The sequence below is a fragment of the Streptomyces africanus genome (assembly GCF_002150735.1).
GTDB lineage: Bacteria > Actinomycetota > Actinomycetes > Streptomycetales > Streptomycetaceae > Streptomyces > Streptomyces africanus.
Map to the genome: position 1 here is coordinate 1 of NZ_MUKA01000480.1, position 19,679 is coordinate 19,679.

The following is a 19,679-nucleotide window of genomic DNA, read 5'->3' on the forward strand; positions in this document are numbered from 1 at the left end:
GGCCCGGCGCCGGGCCTCCGGTTTCGGGACACCGTGCACCTGGAGGCCGAGGACGGTGTTGTCCAGGACTGTGCGCCACGGGAACAGCAGATCCTTCTGCGGCATATAGGCGCAGTGCGGTGCCGTCGGTTCCCCGTCGCTCGCGCCGAAGCGGATACTGCCCGAGTCCGGGGTCTCCAGGCCGGCCAGCATAGTGAACACGGTGCTCTTACCGCAGCCGCTCGGGCCGATGACGGAGACGAACTCACCCGGTTGCGCGGTGAACGACACACCGCCGAGGACCTGCCGGTCGGGGCGGTGCCGGCCGGGCCGCGGAAACGATTTGGTGAGGCCGTCGACGACGATCCGGTGCCCGCGCGCGTCAGTCATGCCGACTCCTGTTCTCCGCGCGGGACCACGGTGCGACGAGCCGTTCGATCACAAAGGTCAGTAGGTACAGCGCGATACTGAGCAGCGCGGTCACCAGTACCGCCGCCAGCACCAGGTCGGTGCGGAAGGAGTTCTTCTGCAGACTCATATAGATGCCGAGGCCCTCGCTGGCACCGACGTATTCGGCGAAGACCGCGCCGACGACCGCATAGGTGATCCCGATCCGCAATGCGGTGAAGAATCGCGGCACCGCGGACGGCAACCGCACGTAACGGAACACCTGCACACGGGACGCCCCCATACTGCGCAGCAACGCGCCCGCCTCGCGGTCGGCCGCGGCGAATCCCTCGATCAGCCCGATCGCCATCGGGAAGAAGGTGACGAGTGCGACGACGAGCACTTTCGGGAGCAGCCCGAAACCGAACCAGATGATCATCAACGGTGCTATCGCGATGATCGGCAGCGTCTGGGAGGCGACGAACAACGGCACGAACGCGCGCCGCAGCCAGGGCGAGAAGTCGACCACCACGGCCAGCAGCCAGGCCAGGCACAGCGATACCGCGAAGCCGGCCAGTGTCACCTGGAGGGTGGCGGCGGCATGGACCCCGATCTCGTCGCGGTGCGCCCACCCCTGCGCCACGACCCGCACCGGGGACGGCAACAGTTGCGGACGGATACCGCTGACCTCGACATAGACCTGCCACGACACGACGAGTAGCGCCACCGTCACGACGGACGGTAGTGCCCAGCGGATCCCGGCCGATCGGCCCGGCACGGTCCGGGCGGCCGGATTCGTCCCGGGCGGGGCCTCTCGCTCGGAGTCGTCAGGGGGCGGTGAGGTAATCATTGGTGAAGTAGGTCGACCAGTCCGGTTCCTCCGTCAGCGGGGCGCCGTCGGGACCGGTCAGCAGACCCTTCTCGTACAGGAAACCGGAATTCGCGGCCCACTGCTCGCGGGTCTGGGCGCCCACCCGGCCGTCGGGGCCCTTCATGAATTGCTCGGCCAGCATCCGCTGACTCTCCAGGACCAGGCCCTCGTCGTTGAACGCGCCGGGGTTGGCGGCGAGAAGGTCCGCAGCGGCGGCGTCCGGGTCGTCCGCGGCGACCTGATAACCGCGCTGCAGGGCCTGCACGAACTTTCGCGCGCGGTCGGGGTTTGCGGCCAGCCAGTCCTGGTTGGCGTCGACCACGATGGCGTACGCGTCCGGGAAACCGAAGTCGGTGTAGCGGAAGTACCGCATCGGGGTGCCGTGGTGCTCGGCTTCGATGCCCTCCCAGCCGAGGTAGGAGACGGTGAAGTCGGCTCGGCCCGAGTAGACGGCCTCGTACGCCGAGGTGCCCAGGGTGACGGTGGTGAATTCGCCGCGGCCGCCGTCGTTGCGGATCACCTGCTGGAGCGCTTCCACCTCACCGGGGTCGCCGAAACCGGCATAGGTTTTGCCGTCCAGGTCCTTCGGGCGGGTGATATCGGTGCGGTCGGCCTTCACCCCGATCCCCGTCGCCCAGTGTTGCAGCGGTGCGAGCACGGACAGCGTATGCGCCCCCGACGCCCGCGCGAACGTCGACGAATTATGGGTGCTGATACCGAATTCGGCGTTACCGGCGTCGATGACCGTATCGACCGCGGTGTTGTTGTACGGCAGGATCTGCACATCCAGGCCGGCGTCGGCGAAGTAGCCGCGCTGCTGCGCGACGAACAGCCCAGTGTGGTTGGTGTTCGGCGTCCAGTCCAGGGCGAAACGGATGGTCTCGCCGTCGCTGGACCCCGCGGTGCAGGCGGTGAGCGCGGACAGCGCCGCCACGGTGGCGACCGCGACCGCGAGGACGCGGCGCAGGCGGCCGCTCATGCGGTGTCGATCGAGCATGAGCGAGGGCCCTCCGTGGTCACGCTGCGCTGCCGCCTCCGGGCCTGACTCGCTCATGCGGCGGGCCAGGGCTGCGGATGCAGAGCGGTGTCCCAGAACATCAGCTCGTATCGGGTGGCCACTGTGAACGCTGTCGCCATCGCCGCACGATCCCGCTCGCTCGCCGCCTCGGCCGCCGCGTCGACGAACGACCGGGCCGCGACCGCGGACGCCTGGAACTCCGGGGCGCCGTAGGTGGACACCCACTGGGCGTACGGGTGGCCGGGGTCGGCCGCGAGGACTTCCGCCGCACTCGCGGCAAGGTCACGGCCGACCTCGGCATAGATCCAGAAACACGGCAGCGCGGCTGCCGCGCCCACGGCGTAGGACTCGGTCGCGGCGGTGGCGATGAGGTAGGAGACGTATCCCAGGCAGGCCGTGGACGGTTCCGGCTCGTCCGCCCGCGCGGGGAGCCGGCTGTCATTGAGCAGGTCGTGGTGCAGTTCCGCCTCGACGGCGACCGCTGTGGCGGCCGAACCCGCCCAGAACTGCGCGGCCTGCGCGTCGGGCGACTTGGCCGAGAGAAGGGCCAGCACCTTCGAATAACCGGCGAGATACAGCGAATCCTGCTCCACGTAGGTGCGGAACACCTCGAGTGGGAGGGTGCCGTCGCCGAGCCGGCGCAGGAATTCGAGCTCATCGATGGCACCGCGCAGATCTTTCGTCCGATCCCAGAGGTGTTCGGTGAATTTGCCGGATTCGGTGGTGTGCGCGCGTGAAGCCAAGACATTCCTTCGTCAGCATTACCTGGACAGGTTCTCGGGTATGTTCTCAGCCCCGCTTTCGCGGAGCACCCCGTGTCAGAACGAATCCGACCATAACAGTTGAGCGGCGTGCGGTGGGCGGGAGGTCGTCTCAGGTCCGGTCCACGGAGTGGCCACTCGACCGGCGGAGTTACGCGGACGTGCGCGAACAGGACTGGCCGTGACCCATGTGCGTCAGCGACCGTGACATTTCCGCGACCCTTTCGTAATCTAACGGTGATCTTGTCGTCGAGCGTTACGAGTAGCCACCATTATGCCTGGTCAACACCGCAAACCGGCCCGAGCCCGAAAGATCGCTCCGCTGGCCGGAAGCGCGATCGCGGCGACGGCGGTGATCGCACTGTCCGTAACGGCGCGCCCCGGCCCGGATGCCCAACCCGCCGCGGCCGCGGTCGAGGCGGTGGCCGTGCCCACCGCCGACCTCGACAAAAAAACTACGGAGACGCCGACGCACGCGGCGGACGCGCCGATACCGGTGGCCGGCATCGGCCGGGCCCTGGAGACGACGCCGGCCCCGCCCGGTACACCGGCACCGGCGGCCACGACGGACCGACCTCCGGAGCCCGCCCGCTACGCGAAACGGCATGCGCCGCCCCCGCCTCCTGTCATCGCGTGCTCGACCGAACTCGCCGGTGCGCGTCCACAGGTGGCGCAGGTGGGCAACCTGATCGACAAGACCTTCGGCGTCGGCGATATCGGGGGCGCCAACGGCCGCTACGACGGCGATCACGGCGCGGGTCTGGCACTCGACTTCATGACCTACGATCCGGCCCGCGGCGACGCGATCGCCGACTTCGTGCTGGCCAACAAAGAGCGCTTCGGCGTGACCTATGTGATCTGGCAGCAACGGTACAACGACGGCAGCGGCTGGTCCTATATGGAGGATCGTGGCGATCCCACCGCCAATCACTACGACCACGTTCACGTCTCGTTCGACTCGACCGCCGATATCCACGTGACCTGCTGACGCACTTCCGCGATTCGGGTTAGTGGCGGGCGGGGTGGGTATCGCGCCACCGCACACACCCGACCGTCGAGGCGAAACAAGGAGGACGACGATGGTCGCAACCGACGCGGATCGAGTCCGGGCGGCATTGTCCGCCGCTGATTTTCCGGCCGAGAAACCGGAACTGGTGCACTGCGCGACCCGGGCGCACGCCGATAACGACACGGTGCGCGCGCTCAAGGCGATTCCACCGGAGACCTACGGCAATCTGCAGGAAGTTCTGCAGTCGGTGAACCTCGAGCCGCGGCGGTCGCCGGCGGACCGGGCCGCCCAGCGGCGTACCCACCACCATCCGGGTCTGGCGGAGCAGGAGATAGAGGTTCCGCCCAACCCGATCGTCGAGGAACTCGGATACAACCGCGACAGCTGACCGGATGCCGGCGTGCCGGGTGGCATGATCCGCAGGAACCTGGGTAGCCGCCGCAGATGACCACGACACCTCCCCTCGCTCTCGTGACCGGCGCCTCGAGCGGTATCGGCCTGGAACTCGCCACCGTGTTCGCCGAACGCGGCTATGACGTGGTCATGGCCGCGGAGGATGCGGAGATCGAGACCGCGGCCGACACCGTCCGTCGCCCCGGGATCGAGGTGCGGGCGGTTCAGGCCGATCTACGCACACCGGAAGGCGTGGAGCAGGTGTATTCCGCGGCGACCCAGGACGAACGGCCGCTCGACGCGGTCGCGCTGAACGCCGGGGTCGGTCGCGGGGGAACTTCGCCGAGACCGACCTCGACGACGAACTCGATCTCATCGCGCTCAATGTGCGCTCGACGGTGCACCTGGCCAAGCTGACGCTGGGCGATATGGTGCGGCGTGACACCGGTGGACTGCTGTTCACCTCCTCGGTCGCGGCGATGATGCCCGGCGCCGGACAGGCGGTGTACCACGCGTCGAAATCGTTCATCCAGTCCTTCGCCGAGGCGCTGCGCGAGGAAGTGCGCGATACCGGGGTGACCGTGACCGCGCTGATGCCGGGACCGACCGATACGGACTTCTTCCGCCGCGCCGGCCTCCTCGAGACACCGATGGGCCGCGGACCCAAGGAGGACCCGGCGCGGGTGGCGCGACAAGGTGTGGACGCGCTGCTCCAGGACAAGCAGAAGGTCGTCGGTGGCTCGCTGGGGACCCGTGCGATGGCCACGGTTGCGCATGTCCTGCCGGATTCGGTCAAGGTCACCGCGAGCCGGGTGATGAATGCCGCGCTCCCCCACCGCTCCTGACCTGCTCTCCGGATCAGAGACCGGCCCACGACAAGGTGCTCGATTGCGGCCGCGGCCTCGGTCCCGCTGTTACCGGGCGATGAGATCGCGGGGTAGCCGGGCGGACCCGGTGTCCTGCGCTGAGGACGCAACACCGGTGAATACGCCTCACGCGATATTCAGCGACCGGAGACGCCCTGCTCCACCGCGACCGACGCGCCGAGCCCGACGATCAATGCCCCGCCCGCACCCCCGACCGCTTCCAACCTCTTCGGCGACCGCGCGAACCAGTTGCGCGCCGCGGAGGCTATCAACGCCCAGGCGCTGTCGCATATCAGCGCGATCACCAGGAATATCGAGCCCAGCACCAGCAGCTGCAGTGGCAGCGAACCCGAGGCCTGATCGGCGAACTGGGGCAGCACGGCGGCGAAGAACACCACGCCCTTCGGGTTGGTGACGCCGACGAGAACACCGTCCAGCAGCGTTCGGAGATCGCTGCGGGCCGGTCCCGTCGACTGTGTGCTGATCTGTGACGCCTTGAGCTGCTTGCGATGGCGGAACGCCTGCACCCCCAGGAACACCAGGTATGCGGCACCCGCCAGCTTCACCGTCAGGTACACCGTCACCGATTGCTCGACCAGCGAGCCGATCCCGACCGCGACCGCCACGACCAGGAGGTAGGAGCCGACGACATTGCCGAGGGCCGTCGCCACGGCGGTGCGGCGGCCGTGCGCGAGGGCCCGGCCGATGACGAACAGGACGCTGGGCCCCGGGATCACGATCACCAGCAGTGACATGGCCGCGAAGGCGAGAATTCGGTCGGCGGAGACCACGAGCATCACACTCCTCTTCGTGGCCCATTGAAGCACCCCGCGCATGGAGAGGGGGCGTTGCGGGCCGCTCGTGGAGGCCCGCAACGCCCCCTGGTATGTCACCTGAGGGGTACTCAGGAGCTTGTGCCCGGCTACGAGTTGATCTGCGTCGTGACCAGGTTGGAGAAGGTGGTCAGCCGGGTGTAGACACCCGGGTAACCGGCCTGGGCGCAGCCTTCGCCCCAGGAAGTGATGCCTGCCAGGACGCCCCCGATGAGCAGGGGGCCGCCGCTGTCGCCCTGGCAGGTGTCCACGCCGCCGGAGGTCTTTCCGGCGCACACCATGTCGCTCTGCACGAAGTCGGAGCCGTAGGAGCTCGCGCAGCTGGAGTCGGACACGGTCGGTACGGTCGCGGTGCGCAACTGGTTGGAGGAGCTGCCGCCCGCGGAGGTGGTGCCCCAGCCGAGGATGCGGGCCGTGGTACCGGCCGCGTACACCGAGGTCTGGGAGGCGGAGACGTACTTCGCCGTGGTGTACGGCATCGACGTCGACAGCGTCAGCACCGCCACGTCGTCGCCGTTGGTGGCGTCGGTGTAGCCCGGGTGGACCCATATCCTGCTGACTCTGGCGACCGTGCCGTTGGTGCCGTTGAGGTAGGTGCGGCCGCCGACCACGCGCACGCCGCTGGTGGTCTCGCCGACCATGCAGTGCGCGGCGGTGACGACCTTGGTGGGCGAGACCAGCGTGCCGCCGCAGAACTGGTTCTGCGAGGCGTCCGTGATCTGCATGACGAACGGGTACGCGGTCGTCGTGGTCGTCGTACCGCCGACGATCGGCTGGGGCGCGGCGACGGCGGAGGGAGCGGCGAGCAGTGCGGTCGCGGCGGCGGCAGCGGTCGCGGTGGCGACGGCGGCGGCTTTCCTGACACGGTTGAACCCGAACATGGGTCTCCTCGGGGAGTTGCCGGTGGGGGGTCGCGCGGGTGGTGGTGCACGGTGACCCTGACGCCGTTGTTCGGATCTCCGTGTGCCCGGCGAGCGGCACGCGACAAAGCTAGAGCCCGGACGGGCGGGCTCCCAATGAGGGAACCCCCTAAGGGAGTTGGGCAGGGAAAACCCTCGGTCGGGCCGAACGGAGCCGGTGACCGCGGGTGCGTCAGGTGGTGCGGCGGCCCGCCGCCAGCCGGACGATGTCCACCCGGGAACGGATCCCCAGCTTCCGGTAGACCCGGGTCAGGGTGGCCTCGACGGTCTTGACGCTGATGAACAGCCGGGCCGCGATCTCCCGGTTGGTCGCGCCCTCCATCACCAGCGAGGCGACCTGACGCTCCATCGACGCGAGGCCCTCCAGCGCGTCGAGCGCGACGGGCGGTGCGACGGAGGCCGGCTCCACCGCCGCGGGACCGGCAGCGGCGGCCGCGTCGACCTGCCGCAGCCAGGGCAGCGCCCGGCAGCGCCGGAACAGCCGGGCGGCCTCGTCGTACGACGGTCCCGGCAGGGGAGTACCGCCCGTGCGGGGGAAAGCGGCGGCCTGGGCACGCAGCCGGGCCAGCGCGAAGGCGGCCCGGGCCTCCTCCAGGCCGTAGCCCAGCCGGCCGAGCCGGTCCTGGACGGACGTCAGCCGGACCAGGGCGGCCTCGTGCTCGCCGCGCGCCGCCCGCACCAGTGCCTCGGCCCGGTCGAGGACGGCCAGCACGCTCTCCCGGCCCAGCCGCAGCGCGTGCACCCGTGCCGTGTCGATGACGTCCTGGGCCTCGCCCGGTTCACCGATGCGGACCAGGGCCTCGGCGAGGTCGCCGTGCCAGCGGCCGCGCGCCGGGTCGTTGATGCCGAGGCCGTGCTCCAGCTCGCGCACCCGGCGCAGCGAACGGACCGCGGCCGCCGGGTCCCCGGCCACCGACTGGGCGTAGCCGAGGGCCGCCAGGGCGCGGGACAGATACATCTGGTCGCCGTCGACCTCGGCGTGGTCGGCCGCCTCGCGGGCCAGGACCAGCGCCCGGTCGACGTCCCCGGCGGAGGCCTCCGCGAGGGAGGCGAGCATGGCGGAGGCGCCCTCGCCGATCCCGGCGTCCCGGGCGAGCCGCAGGCTCTCGCGGGCCAGGTCCAGGGCCCGGCCGCAGTGCCCGGAGCGCAGTTCCGTGTCGGCGAGGAAGCGCAGGAAGTGCACCTCGCTCTCGACCATGCCGCGCCTGCGCACCTCGCGCAGCAGCGCGGTGATGGTCGCCCGTGCCTCGGGCAGCTGGTCGCTCATGATCAGCCAGCGGAACCGGGCCGAGCCGGCGCCGTTGTGATGGCAGGCCACATACGGGTCCTGCGGCTCCTTCAGCGCCCGTTCGACGGTCGCGGGGGCGTCCGGGTGGCCCATCAGGGTCTCGGTGGAGGCCTGGAAGGACAGCGCCATCAGCTCGGTGCGCCGGTCCTCGCCGCGGGCGGCCAGCTCCGCCGCGTGCGCGGCCTCCTGCCGGGCCTCGGCGAAGTCCCCCTCGACGACCAGGCCGCGCCAGGCCAGCTGGTAGTGGACCAGGGCGAGCAGCCCCGGGTCGTCGCCCGCGTCGGCCAGGACCTGCGGGAAGACGGCGTCGACGTCGCCGAGCGCCTGCCCGGCCGCCTCGATGACCACCATCCAGGCCCGCACCCGCTCCGCGGGCACGCTGGCCCGGGTCAGCACGTCCCGGGCGATGTCCCGGGCGAGATCGGCCTCACCGGCGGTGATCGCGTCCTCCGCGGCCTGGAGCCGGCGCTCGTCCGGGCCGGGCACGCTGTCCGCCGGGGTGTGCCGCGCCGCGAGCAGCCCGAGCGAGGCGGCCACCGACGGCGCCCCGCGATCCCGGGCCAGCGCGGCGGCCTCGGCGAGCCGGGCCGCCACCTCCGGGTCGGTTCCCGTGGTCGCCAGGGCCAGATGCCGGGCCCGCTCGATCGGATCGGAGGCCGCCCTGGACAGCGCGGCGTGCACGGCCCGCCGCTCCTGCGCCGGGGCCTCCGCGTACAGCGCGGCCGAGATCAGCGGATGCGCGAACCGTACGGCGGGACCCTCCCCCTCGGTCGCCAGCAGCCCCAGCGCCGCGGCCTGGGCGGTCTCGGCCTCGGCGTGCTCCCTGCCGGCCGCGTGCAGCAGCGCCGGCGTGGGACGGGCACCGGCACTGGCCACGAGCAGGGTGCGGCGGGCCTCGTCCGACAGCATCTCCAGCCGGCTCAGCACCAGCGCCCGCAGCGAGGTGGGCACCGGCAGCGGCTCGCCGGGCCGGGGCCGGGTGGGACTCTCGGCGAGGGCACGGCCCAGTTCCAGCGCGAAGAGGGGGTTGCCGCCGCTGGTGCGGTGGATGTCGCGGATCGTGGAGCGGGACAGGGGGGTGTAGCCGCGGTGGTCGAGCAGTGCGGAGACCTGGGTCCGGGACAGCGGGCCCAGCCGCACGGCGAGCGTGTCCGGCGGAGACGCGCGTAGATGACGGTCGTACTCCTGGCCCTCGGTCCGCACCGCGCACAGCATCTGCACGGGGGTGTCGCCCAGCCGGCGGGCGGCGAAACCGAGCAGTTCGGCGCTGGCCGCGTCCAGCCACTGCAGATCGTCGGCGACGACCAGCACCGGGCCCTTGGCGGCGAGCGCGCGCAGCGCCGACAGCACGGCGAGGCGCAGGGCGAGCCCGTCGCGCTGGAGGGTGGACTCGCCGCGCCCGGTGAGCGCGGACTCCAGGGCGGTGCGCTGGGCGGCGGGGAGCGCACCGGAGACGTCGTCCAGGACCAGGCCGAACAGGTCGGCCAGCGCCAGGAAGGGCAGGTGGGATTCGGACTCGGTGGCCGAGCAGCGCAACACGGTCCGGGCCGCACCGGCGTCATCAGCGGCCAGCGCCCGCAGAACCGTCGACTTTCCGATTCCCGCGGGGCCGTGGAGCAGCACACTTCCGCCTCGGCCGAGCTGGTCACGCGCCGACGTGAACAGGTCCTCCCGGCCGATGACCACGTCGGGGCGGCTCCTGGGAGGCTTCTGGAAGTCCCGTGGCACGGTCACCGCTCCCCTCCGTGTGGCGTGTCCTGGCCAATATTAGGCAACGGCTCTTTGAATTTCGGACGGACGACGTGGTGAGGGAAATAACAACGGAGGTCCGAGCGTGAATTCATCGGTCTCCCGGAATGCGGCGGAACACAGTGGTGGCGCCCGGTCGGGAACCCGTCGGCATATCGAACGGCAACGGCAACGGAAACCAACACAAACCTATGGCAACCACCCCGCCCGGCGTGCCGCGACCACGGCCTCGCCCCGGGTCCGGGCCCGCAGCTTCCGCATGGCCGACCGCAAATATCCCTTCACCGTCTCGGGCGTCACGCCCAGCCGCTCGGCCGCGACCGCGTTCGTGGCCCCCGCGGCGACGCACGCCAGCACATCCACCTCGCGCGGCGTGAGCCGGACCCGGTCCGACGGTGTGGCTTCGGCCGTGAGCAGGGCACACGCGTCGAGCAACTCGGCCCGCAGCTGCGGATCCGCGATCTTCGGGGCCAGCGCCCGCAGCGCCGCGTGCGCCTCCCGCACCTGCTCCTGTCCGGCGCCGGCCCCGCCCTCCGCGGCGAGCGTGCGGGCCTCCTCGCGCACGACCAGCGCCCGCTCCACGTCCCGCGCCGCCTCGACGGCCTCGTCCAGCATGCGCCCGCCCAGCGGCAGGGCCGTCCGCAGCGCCCCGTACAGCACCCCGCGCACCGAGTGCCGCACCACCACCGGCACGGCCAGCACCGAGCGCAGTCCCTCCACCGCCACCGGGGCGTCGTACTCGTGGCTGATCTGCCGCGACACCGAGTAGTCCGTCACCACGCACGGCCGGGCGAGCACCAGCGTCTTGCCGCCCAGCCCGTTCCCGGACGTCACCACCAGCGAACGCAGGGCGTGCGTCGCCGTGCCGCTCAGTTCGCTGATGCGCATCCGCTGCCCGGCCTCCATCAGGCCGCCGAAGGCGACCGGAAGGCCGGTGGCACGCCGCAGACGCAGCAGCGCGTTCCGTATCTCGGCCCCGTCGGACGCGTCTGCTGTCACCTGTTCGCCCTTTCATGACGGCTCCTGTGCGGGCGCACCCCCCGTTCGGGGGTAGTGAGACCTGCATCACGGATTACACGATGGCTCGGAGCCGCCCGGCAATGGTCCGGTACCAAGGAGGACACATGACATCGGCGACGGAGGCGTTCCGCAGCGCGCGGGACTTTTTGCTGGAACACCGCGAGGACTACGGCACGGCTTACGAGGGCTTCCGCTGGCCCCGTCCCGACTACTTCAACTGGGCGCTCGACTGGTTCGACGAGATCGCGGACGGCAACGCTCGCACCGCTTTGCACATCGTCGAGGAGGACGGCCGCGAGACACAGCTGTCCTTCGGGGAGATGTCCGTACGCTCGGACCAGTTCGCCAACTGGCTGCGCGCCCGGGGCGTGCGCGCCGAGGACCGGATCCTCGTGATGCTCGGCAACCAGGCCGAACTGTGGATCACCGCGCTGGCGGCGATGAAACTGCGGGCCGTGGTCATCCCGGCCACCCCGCTGCTCGGCCCCGCCGACCTGCGCGACCGCGTCGACCGCGGCCGGGTCCGGCACGTCATCGCGCGCTCCCAGGACGCGGGCAAGTTCGCCGAGGTCCCCGGCGACTACACCCGCATCGCCGCGACAGACGCGGGAGCCGTGCCCGAGGGCTGGCTGCCGCTGGGCGACGCCTACGGCGCCCCCGCCCGCTTCACACCCGACGCCCCGACCCGGGCCGACGACCCGCTGATGCTGTACTTCACCTCGGGCACCACTGCCCGGCCCAAACTCGTCGAGCACACCCACACCTCGTACCCCATCGGGCACCTGTCGACCATGTACTGGATCGGCCTCAGGCCCGGCGACGTGCATCTGAACATCTCCTCACCCGGCTGGGCCAAGCACGCCTGGTCCAACCTCTTCGCCCCCTGGAACGCCGAGGCGACCGTCTTCCTGTACAACTACACGCGGTTCGACGCCGCCCGGCTCATGGCCGAGATGGACCGGGCGGGGGTCACCACCTTCTGCGCCCCGCCCACCGTCTGGCGCATGCTCATCCAGGCCGACCTGACGCAGCTGCGCACCCGGCCCCGTGAGGTCGTCGCCGCCGGTGAGCCGCTCAACCCGGAGGTCATCGAGCAGGTCCGCCGGTCCTGGGGCGTCACCATCCGGGACGGCTTCGGCCAGACCGAGACGGCCGTGCAGGTCGCCAACAGCCCCGGCCAGCCGCTCAAGACCGGCTCGATGGGCCGGCCCAGCCCCGGCTACCGCGTCGAACTGCTGGACCCCGTCTCGGGTGCGCCGGGCGCGCGCGAGGGCGAGATCGCGCTCGACCTGTCGGACCGCCCCGTCGGCCTGATGACCGGCTACCACGGCGACGCGGACCGCACGGCGGAGGCGATGGCCGGCGGCTACTACCGCACGGGCGACATCGGCGCGCGGGACGAGGACGGCTACATCACCTACGTCGGCCGCGCGGACGACGTCTTCAAGGCGTCCGACTACAAGATCAGCCCCTTCGAGCTGGAGAGCGCGCTGCTGGAGCACGAGGCGGTGGCCGAGGCGGCCGTGGTGCCCGCGCCGGACGAACTGCGGCTCGCGGTGCCGAAGGCGTACATCGTCCTGGCGGAGGGCTGGGAGCCCGGCCCCGACACCGCGAAGGTGCTGTTCGAGCACTCCCGTCAGGCCCTCGCCCCCTACAAGCGCATCCGCCGCCTGGAGTTCGGGGCCCTGCCCAAGACCGTCTCGGGCAAGATCCGCCGCATCGAGCTGCGCGAGGCGACGGCGGCCGGGTCGGACGCCGAGTACCGCGAGGAGGACTTCCGATGACCTCGTACAGTCATGGAACCAGCGCGACGGCCCTGCTCGGCGACACCGTCGGGGCCAACCTGGACCGGGCCGTGGCCGCCTGGCCGGACCGTGAGGCGCTGGTCGACGTGCCGTCCGGGCGGCGCTGGACGTACGCGCGGTTCGGCGCGGATGTCGACGAGCTGGCCTCCGCCCTCCTCGCCTCCGGGGTCGCCAAGGGCGACCGGGTGGGCATCTGGGCGGTCAACTGTCCCGAGTGGGTCCTGGTCCAGTACGCCACCGCCCGCATCGGCGCGATCATGGTGAACATCAACCCGGCCTACCGCACCCACGAGGTCGAGTACGTCCTCAAGCAGGCCGGGATCTCCTTCCTGTTCGCCTCCCTCAGCCACAAGACGAGCGACTACCGGGCGATGGTCGACGAAGTGCGGGGCAGATGTGCCGACCTGCGCGAGGTCGTCCACATCGGCGATCCGAGCTGGGACGCGCTGCTCGGGCGGGGGACTCCCGGCACCCGGATCACGGACGACGGCCTGTCCTGCGACGACCCGATCAACATCCAGTACACGTCGGGCACGACGGGCTTCCCCAAGGGGGCCACCCTCTCCCACCACAACATCCTCAACAACGGTTACTTCGTGGGCGAGATGATCGCCTACACCGAGCAGGACCGGATCTGCATCCCGGTGCCCTACTACCACTGCTTCGGCATGGTCATGGGCAACCTCGCCGCCACCACGCACGGCGCCTGCATGGTGATCCCGGCCCCCTCCTTCGACCCGAAGGCCACGCTGGAGGCCGTCCAGCAGGAGCGCTGCACCTCGCTCTACGGCGTCCCGACCATGTTCATCGCGGAGCTGAACCTCCCCGGCTTCGCCTCGTACGACCTCTCCTCCCTGCGCACCGGCATCATGGCGGGCTCGCCCTGCCCGGTGGAGGTGATGAAGCGGGGGGTCGCCGAGATGCACATGCAGCAGGTCTCCATCTGCTACGGCATGACCGAGACGTCCCCGGTCTCGCTCCAGACCCGGACGGACGACGACCTGGAACACCGCACCGGCACGGTCGGCCGCGTGCTGCCGCACATCGAGGTGAAGATCGTCGACCCGGCGACGGGCGTGACCCAGCCGCGTGGCACGGCAGGCGAGTTGTGCACCCGCGGCTACAGCGTGATGCTCGGCTACTGGAACGAGCCGGAGAAGACCGCCGAGGCCGTCGACGCGGGCCGCTGGATGCACACCGGCGATCTCGCGGTGATGCGCGAGGACGGCTACGTCGAGATCGTCGGCCGCATCAAGGACATGATCATCCGGGGCGGGGAGAACATCTACCCCCGCGAGATCGAGGAGTTCCTCTACGCCCACCCCAAGATCCAGGACGTCCAGGTCGTGGGCGTCCCGCACGACCGCTACGGCGAGGAGGTCCTCGCCTGCGTCATCCCCCTCGACCCCGCCGACCCGCTCACCCTCGACGAACTCCAGACCTTCTGCCAGGGCCGCCTGGCCCACTACAAGATCCCGACCAGGCTCCAGCTCCTCGACTCCTTCCCGATGACGGTGTCCGGGAAGGTACGCAAGGTGGAACTGCGGGAGAGGTTCGCGGGCGGGCAGAGGTAGAGGCTTCCAAGACCCGGTCACAGCGGTGCGCGCATGCAGACGCGGGGCCAGCGGTCGAGGCCGTGTCCGGCTTCCGCCGCGCGGATCCCGTGCAGGCCGGGGGTGAGGTCCGCCTCCGCGAGGGTGCGGAAGCCGAGGCGGGCGTAGTACGGGGCGTTCCAGGGGACCTCCGTGAACGTGGTCAGGGTCAGGGCGGTCAGGCCCTTCTCGCGGGCGCGGTCGGCGGCGTACGCGAAGAGGTCCCGGCCCACGCCCCGGCGCGCGGCGCGCGGATGGACCGAGACCTGCTCGATGTGCAGGGCGCCGTCCACGGGTTCGGCGACGAGGTACGCGGCCGGGTGGTCCCCCTCGTCCACCGCGACCCAGCAGCGGCCCGCCGCGCGGTAGCGCTCCAGTACGTCCGGCGCGGGCGGGTCGTCGTCGGCGATCTCCGGCATGCCGACGTCGCGGAAGGAGGCACCGGCGGCGCGTTCGATGTCCTGGAGGACGGGGAGTTCGGCGGCGGTCGCCGGGCGGATGCGCATGGGGTGAGTATGCGGCGCGGTGCACACCGGGACCCTGCGGCTACTCTCGTCCCTCCACACCGACGTGAACCGCAAGGGGGAAGCAGACCGTGCGCGACGCCGCCGTGACGCCCGAGGGCGACCGGATCCGCTGGGTCGAACTGCCGGGAGAGGAACCGCCACGCGTCTACGTGCACGGCCTGGGCGCCACCTCGCCCGCCTACTTCACGCAGATCGCGGTCCATCCCCTGCTGGCCGGCCACCGTTCGCTGCTCGTCGACCTGCTGGGGCACGGCATCAGCGACCGGCCCACGAGCTTCGACTACACCCTGGAAGCACACGCCGACGCGCTCGCTGCGGCGCTCACCGCCGCGGACGTCACCGGGGCGGAGCTGATCGCGCACAGCATGGGCGGCTCGGTGGCGATCGTCCTGGCCGCCCGGCACCCCCGCCTGGTCTCCCGTCTGGTCCTGGTCGACGCCAACCTCGACCCGATACCGCGCGCCCCCGGCTCGTCGGGCAGCAGCGGGATCGCCGCCTACACCGAGCAGCAGTTCCTGGCCGGGGGGTGGGAAGAGGTCCGCGACCGGGTCGGCCCGCACTGGTGGTCCACGATGCGTCTGGCCGGCCGGGAAGCCCTGCACCGCAGCGCGGTCCACCTCGTCCGCGGCACCGTCCCCACCATGCGGGACCTCCTGCTGGACCTGACGATCCCCCGGACCTTCCTGCTGCCCGAGGCCGACGGCCCGCTGCCGGGTGCCGACGCGCTGATCGCGTCCGGGGTGTCCGTGGTCGCGGTCCCGGACTGCGGACACAACATCATGCTGGACAATCCGGAGGGCTTCGCCCGCGTCACCGCGGCGGCGCTCACGGATAAGGCCCGGCCGGCATAGGGGCAGCGTCAGCCCGGCGTCGAGGCGGGTTCGAGGACGGCATCGTCGAAGGGCGGGCAGGCCCGGTCGCTCATGCGCTCGGCCGCGTCGATGTCGTCGGCGAGGGCGTCCCGGGAGCGGGCGAGCGCGGTCATCCGGCCGTCCAGCCGGCGCAGCCGCGACCGCATCGCCGCCAGCAGTTCGGGACACCCGAGCAGCTCCGGGGCCTTCCGATCGCGCAGGGCAGCAGATACGCGATGTCCTCCGGCGATAAGCCGGCGCCGAGCAGCTCTCGTCGTACTCGCGGTACCCGTTCGTGCCGCGGTCCGCCTCCAGCAGGCCCTGGGCCTCGTAGTAGCGCAACTGATGGGCCAGGCACTCGCCGGTGCCTTCCTGAAAGCCGGGCATCCCACAACCGTGTGGAACCGCACGACGTCCAAGGCCGGGGGCTGGTGGCCCGGGGCGCACGGCTCGCACCGACAGTCGGCGACGCGGTCGGGGCCGGCTCCCTGACGGTCATCTGCGTCACCGACTACCAGGGACTGGCCATGATGTGGAGCGTCTGAACGCCTGGCTCCAGGGCACCGCGCTGCTCGGGACGGCCGGTGTCGACGCCGCGACGTACGCGCCGGACACGGTGGTGAGCAGTATCCCGTGCTCATCGAGGAGTTCAGCAGGCCCCGGGGCCCGCCGACGACTGGCCGGCTCGGGCGTGTCAAGGCGCCCGGTTCTCCGTGCCGGTGGCGTCCAGTGCGCCGGCCGGGGCGTTCACCGGCCGCGGCGTGCCGGTGAGGTCGAGGACGAACAGCGGCACGCCGAGGGCGTCGGCGCGGGCCCGGGCGTCGGCCGCGTACCCGGCGAGGGAGAAGCAGAGGCAGTCCGCCGACTCCGTCATGGCCGTCAGCCACAGGCACTCCACGTCCCGCAGGGTCGCGGGGCGCACGGCCGGGTCGACCAGCGCGACCACGCCGCGGGCGGCGAGACCGATCCCGGACGGCGGCCGCTGATCCGCCCGCCGGACGCCCCGGTAGCCGAGCCAGCGCAGATACAGCGCGGCGGCGGTGACGGCGTCGAGCGCGGTACGGATCGTGACGGAGCGGAAGGGCGGCCGGGCGGCCCCGGCACTGTCGGGGGCATCGGCTCCGGCCTCGGCGTCGGAAGGGGCATTGGCTCCGGCCTCGGCGTCGGAAGGGACAGGGGCTCCTGCCTCGGCCTGGGAAGGGACAGGGGGCAGCCCGGCGCCGGCCGAGGCTGGGGTCTGCTCGGCTTCCGGTGAGGCGGTGGTGCCCTCCAAGGCGCCCGAGGCGAAGGCCCGCTCGCCGGCGGCCGCCGCATCGCGCCGCCCGGTCTCCCGGCCGGCCTCGGCGCCGGCGTCGAGGCGGATGTCCCGGTCAGTGCTGTGGCGGCCGCCGGTCGCCATGTCCTGGCCCGTCGAACCGCCCCGGTCGGCCGCGGCCCGGCCCTCCGTCACCGGCACCCGCAGGACAGCGCCGCACGGGCACCCCACCTCCGGCCTCGGCCACTCCCCGTGCCGGCCGCAGGATGCGCACCGTACCGTCACCCAGTCGTCCCGCCAGACGCGATGCGAGACGGGTGTCACCGTGCCGTCCGGGTCGAGCAGCGGAGCGACGGGAGCTCCGCACACGCACGGGTACGACGGGGCCGTGAAACGGTGCTCCCGCCGGCAGGACGGACAGCGCACCGGCACGCTCTCGGCCATGACCACTCCCGTACGGCGGCACATCGGGACAGCGCCCATCGTGCGCCTGCGAACCCCCGCCTGTCCGCCGCTTGCCCGTCTCTTGACGCCCTTCACTCGCCCCGCATACATTCATTCCAGATCGTAGAAGTTATTTTCCATATTACGGAAGAGCTCACCGCGGGGCGCGACGGGAGTGCGAATCCGACAGCCGAAGCAGGAGTACTCGATGGCTCGAATGACCGCTGCCCGCGCGGCAGTTGAGATCCTCAAGCGGGAGGGCGTCACCGACGCGTTCGGTGTCCCGGGCGCGGCGATCAACCCCTTCTACGCGGCGCTCAAGGCCTCCGGCGGCATCCACCACACCCTCGCCCGCCACGTGGAGGGCGCCTCGCACATGGCCGAGGGGTACACGCGCACCCGGGCAGGGAACATCGGCGTCTGCATCGGCACCTCCGGCCCGGCCGGCACCGACATGATCACGGGCCTGTACTCCGCGACCGGCGACTCCGTCCCGATCCTGTGCGTCACCGGCCAGGCCCCGACCGCCGTGATCCACAAAGAGGACTTCCAGGCCGTCGACATCGCCTCGATCGCCAAGCCGGTCACCAAGATGGCCGTGACGGTGCTGGAGGCCGCGCAGGTCCCCGGCGTCTTCCAGCAGGCCTTCCATCTGATGCGCTCAGCCCGCCCCGGCCCGGTCCTCATCGACCTGCCGATCGACGTCCAGCTCACGGAGATCGAGTTCGACCCGGAGACGTACGAGCCGCTCCCGGTCTACAAGCCCGCCGCGACCCGCGCCCAGATCGAGAAGGCGACCGGGATGCTGACCGCCGCCGAGCGGCCGCTGATCGTCGCGGGCGGCGGGGTCATCAACGCCGACGCCGCCGAACTGCTCGTCGAGTTCGCCGAGTTGACCGGCACCCCGGTCGTCCCCACCCTCATGGGCTGGGGCATCCTCCCCGACGACCACGAGCTGAACGCCGGCATGGTCGGTCTGCAGACCTCGCACCGGTACGGCAACGCGACGTTCCTGGAGTCCGACTTCGTCCTCGGCATCGGCAACCGCTGGGCCAACCGCCACACGGGCAGACTCGACGTCTACACGGCCGGACGGAGGTTCGTCCACGTCGACATCGAGCCCACCCAGATCGGCAGGATCTTCGCCCCCGACTACGGCATCGCCTCCGACGCCAAGGCCGCGCTGGAACTGTTCGTCGAGGTGGCGCGCGAGCTGAAGGCGGCCGGCGAGCTGCCCGACCGCTCCGCCTGGGCGGCCTCGGCACAGGAGCGCAGGGCGGCCCTCCAGCGCCGCACGCACTTCGACGACATCCCGATCAAGCCGCAGCGCGTCTACGAGGAGATGAACAAGGCCTTCGGCCCTCAGACCCGGTACGTCTCCACCATCGGCCTCTCGCAGATCGCCGGCGCCCAGATGCTGCACGTCTACCGGCCCCGCCACTGGATCAACTGCGGCCAGGCCGGCCCGCTCGGCTGGACCGTCCCGGCCGCGCTCGGCGTCGCCAAGGCCGACCCGGAGGCGTCCGTCGTCGCGCTCTCCGGCGACTACGACTTCCAGTTCATGATCGAGGAACTGGCCGTCGGCGCGCAGCACAAGATCCCCTACGTGCACGTCCTCGTCAACAACTCCTACCTGGGCCTGATCCGCCAGGCGCAGCGGGCGTTCGACATCGACTTCCAGGTCAACCTGGAGTTCGAGAACATCAACGCGCCCGAGCTCGGCGTCTACGGCGTCGACCACGTCAAGGTCGCCGAGGGCCTCGGCTGCAAGGCGATCCGCGTCACCGACCCGGCCGAACTCGGCGCCGCCTTCGAGCAGGCCAAGAAGCTCGCCGCGCAGTACCGGGTCCCGGTCGTCGTCGAGGCGATCCTGGAGCGCGTCACCAACATCTCCATGTCGACGACGAACGACATCGGCAACGTCGTGGAGTTCGAGGAACTGGCCACCGAGCCCGGCCACGCGCCGACCTCGATCAAGCCGCTGAAGGTCTGACACCCGCGCGGCACGGGGGCGGTCCGTCCGGGAGGACGGACCGCCCCTTTCGCGTTCCCGCACATCCGGACCGAGGTCAGTCCCCGCCCCCTCCGCCACCTGTCCCTGATACACATCT

The 19,679-nt window shown here is 71.2% G+C and carries 16 protein-coding genes and 3 pseudogenes; 8 read left to right on the plus strand and 11 right to left on the minus strand.

The genetic code is table 11. The features are described 5' to 3' along the window. The 4 genes from CCL05_RS40280 to CCL05_RS40295 all read right to left on the minus strand — a co-directional run. On the minus strand, positions 1–369 hold a 369-nt coding region (locus CCL05_RS40280; protein ID WP_143590030.1), incomplete at its 3' end, for an ATP-binding cassette domain-containing protein. After that, complete coding sequence (locus tag CCL05_RS40285) at positions 362–1,093, minus strand: ABC transporter permease (RefSeq protein WP_244204567.1); 732 nt, start codon at positions 1,091–1,093, stop codon at positions 362–364. The genes CCL05_RS40285 and CCL05_RS40280, both read right to left, overlap by 8 nt. Before the next feature lie 100 nt (positions 1,094–1,193). After that, complete coding sequence (locus CCL05_RS40290) at positions 1,194–2,234, minus strand: ABC transporter substrate-binding protein (RefSeq protein ID WP_208641726.1); 1,041 nt, start codon at positions 2,232–2,234, stop codon at positions 1,194–1,196. A 53-nt stretch (positions 2,235–2,287) separates the two neighbouring features. Continuing rightward, entirely contained in the window at positions 2,288–2,998 is a 711-nt protein-coding gene (locus CCL05_RS40295; protein WP_030520247.1) for a TenA family protein, read from the minus strand. Between the two features lie 370 nt (positions 2,999–3,368). Between CCL05_RS40295 and CCL05_RS40300 the strand changes: the two genes are divergently transcribed. The 3 genes and pseudogenes from CCL05_RS40300 to CCL05_RS40310 all read left to right on the plus strand — a co-directional run bounded on the left by CCL05_RS40300 (position 3,369) and on the right by CCL05_RS40310 (position 5,263). Further along, on the plus strand, positions 3,369–4,004 hold the full coding sequence (locus CCL05_RS40300) for a VldE C-terminal domain-containing protein (protein WP_208641727.1): 636 nt from the start codon (positions 3,369–3,371) through the stop codon (positions 4,002–4,004). Between the two features lie 91 nt (positions 4,005–4,095). Then, positions 4,096–4,413: a DUF2795 domain-containing protein gene (locus CCL05_RS40305; RefSeq protein ID WP_030520249.1), complete on the plus strand. Its 318-nt coding sequence runs from the start codon at positions 4,096–4,098 to the stop codon at positions 4,411–4,413. 56 nt (positions 4,414–4,469) lie between these two features. Beyond that, a pseudogene (locus CCL05_RS40310) lies at positions 4,470–5,263 on the plus strand (SDR family NAD(P)-dependent oxidoreductase). A gap of 158 nt (positions 5,264–5,421) precedes the next feature. Here the strand turns inward: CCL05_RS40310 and CCL05_RS40315 are convergent. From CCL05_RS40315 to CCL05_RS40330, 4 genes are all read right to left on the minus strand, one after another. Beyond that, entirely contained in the window at positions 5,422–6,075 is a 654-nt protein-coding gene (locus tag CCL05_RS40315) for a LysE family translocator (RefSeq protein ID WP_086565563.1), read from the minus strand. A 131-nt stretch (positions 6,076–6,206) separates the two neighbouring features. Next, positions 6,207–6,998 (minus strand): S1 family peptidase, encoded by a 792-nt coding sequence (locus tag CCL05_RS40320; RefSeq protein WP_086565554.1) that lies wholly within the window; start codon positions 6,996–6,998, stop codon positions 6,207–6,209. A gap of 211 nt (positions 6,999–7,209) precedes the next feature. After that, on the minus strand, positions 7,210–10,059 hold the full coding sequence (locus CCL05_RS40325; protein WP_086565555.1) for a helix-turn-helix transcriptional regulator: 2,850 nt from the start codon (positions 10,057–10,059) through the stop codon (positions 7,210–7,212). Between the two features lie 204 nt (positions 10,060–10,263). After that, positions 10,264–11,073, minus strand: a complete 810-nt coding sequence (locus tag CCL05_RS40330; RefSeq protein ID WP_086565556.1) for a helix-turn-helix transcriptional regulator — start codon at positions 11,071–11,073, stop codon at positions 10,264–10,266. Positions 11,074–11,198: 125 nt separating this feature from the next. Between CCL05_RS40330 and CCL05_RS40335 the strand changes: the two genes are divergently transcribed. Both CCL05_RS40335 and CCL05_RS40340 read left to right on the plus strand, forming a co-directional pair. Then, positions 11,199–12,878 carry an AMP-binding protein gene (locus tag CCL05_RS40335; protein ID WP_086565557.1) on the plus strand — a complete coding sequence of 560 codons (1,680 nt, stop codon included), beginning with the start codon at positions 11,199–11,201 and terminating at the stop codon, positions 12,876–12,878. Then, positions 12,875–14,473, plus strand: coding sequence for an AMP-binding protein (locus CCL05_RS40340; RefSeq protein WP_086565558.1), 1,599 nt, complete (start codon positions 12,875–12,877; stop codon positions 14,471–14,473). The genes CCL05_RS40335 and CCL05_RS40340 overlap by 4 nt, the downstream gene beginning before the upstream one ends. A 17-nt stretch (positions 14,474–14,490) precedes the next feature. On the opposite strand, the gene CCL05_RS40345 is transcribed toward CCL05_RS40340, so the two are convergent. After that, positions 14,491–14,997: a GNAT family N-acetyltransferase gene (locus CCL05_RS40345; RefSeq protein WP_086565559.1), complete on the minus strand. Its 507-nt coding sequence runs from the start codon at positions 14,995–14,997 to the stop codon at positions 14,491–14,493. Between the two features lie 89 nt (positions 14,998–15,086). Here CCL05_RS40345 and CCL05_RS40350 point away from each other — a divergent pair, with 89 nt between their 5' ends. Further along, a complete protein-coding gene (locus CCL05_RS40350) occupies positions 15,087–15,869 on the plus strand; it encodes an alpha/beta fold hydrolase (RefSeq protein ID WP_086565560.1) in 783 nt (260 codons plus the stop codon). Positions 15,870–15,877: 8 nt separating this feature from the next. On the opposite strand, the pseudogene CCL05_RS40355 reads toward CCL05_RS40350, so the two are convergent. After that, a pseudogene (locus CCL05_RS40355) lies at positions 15,878–16,256 on the minus strand (MerR family DNA-binding transcriptional regulator). Between CCL05_RS40355 and CCL05_RS46750 the strand changes: the two are divergent. Beyond that, a pseudogene (locus CCL05_RS46750) lies at positions 16,215–16,387 on the plus strand (NAD(P)-binding domain-containing protein); the annotation flags it as partial. The pseudogenes CCL05_RS40355 and CCL05_RS46750 overlap by 42 nt on opposite strands. A gap of 176 nt (positions 16,388–16,563) precedes the next feature. Here the strand turns inward: CCL05_RS46750 and CCL05_RS40365 are convergent. Next, a complete protein-coding gene (locus CCL05_RS40365) occupies positions 16,564–17,568 on the minus strand; it encodes a hypothetical protein (RefSeq protein WP_086565561.1) in 1,005 nt (334 codons plus the stop codon). Positions 17,569–17,776: 208 nt separating this feature from the next. Between CCL05_RS40365 and gcl the strand changes: the two genes are divergently transcribed. Next, positions 17,777–19,561, plus strand: a complete 1,785-nt coding sequence (gene gcl / locus CCL05_RS40370) for a glyoxylate carboligase (protein ID WP_086565562.1) — start codon at positions 17,777–17,779, stop codon at positions 19,559–19,561. Positions 19,562–19,679 lie beyond the last annotated feature (118 nt).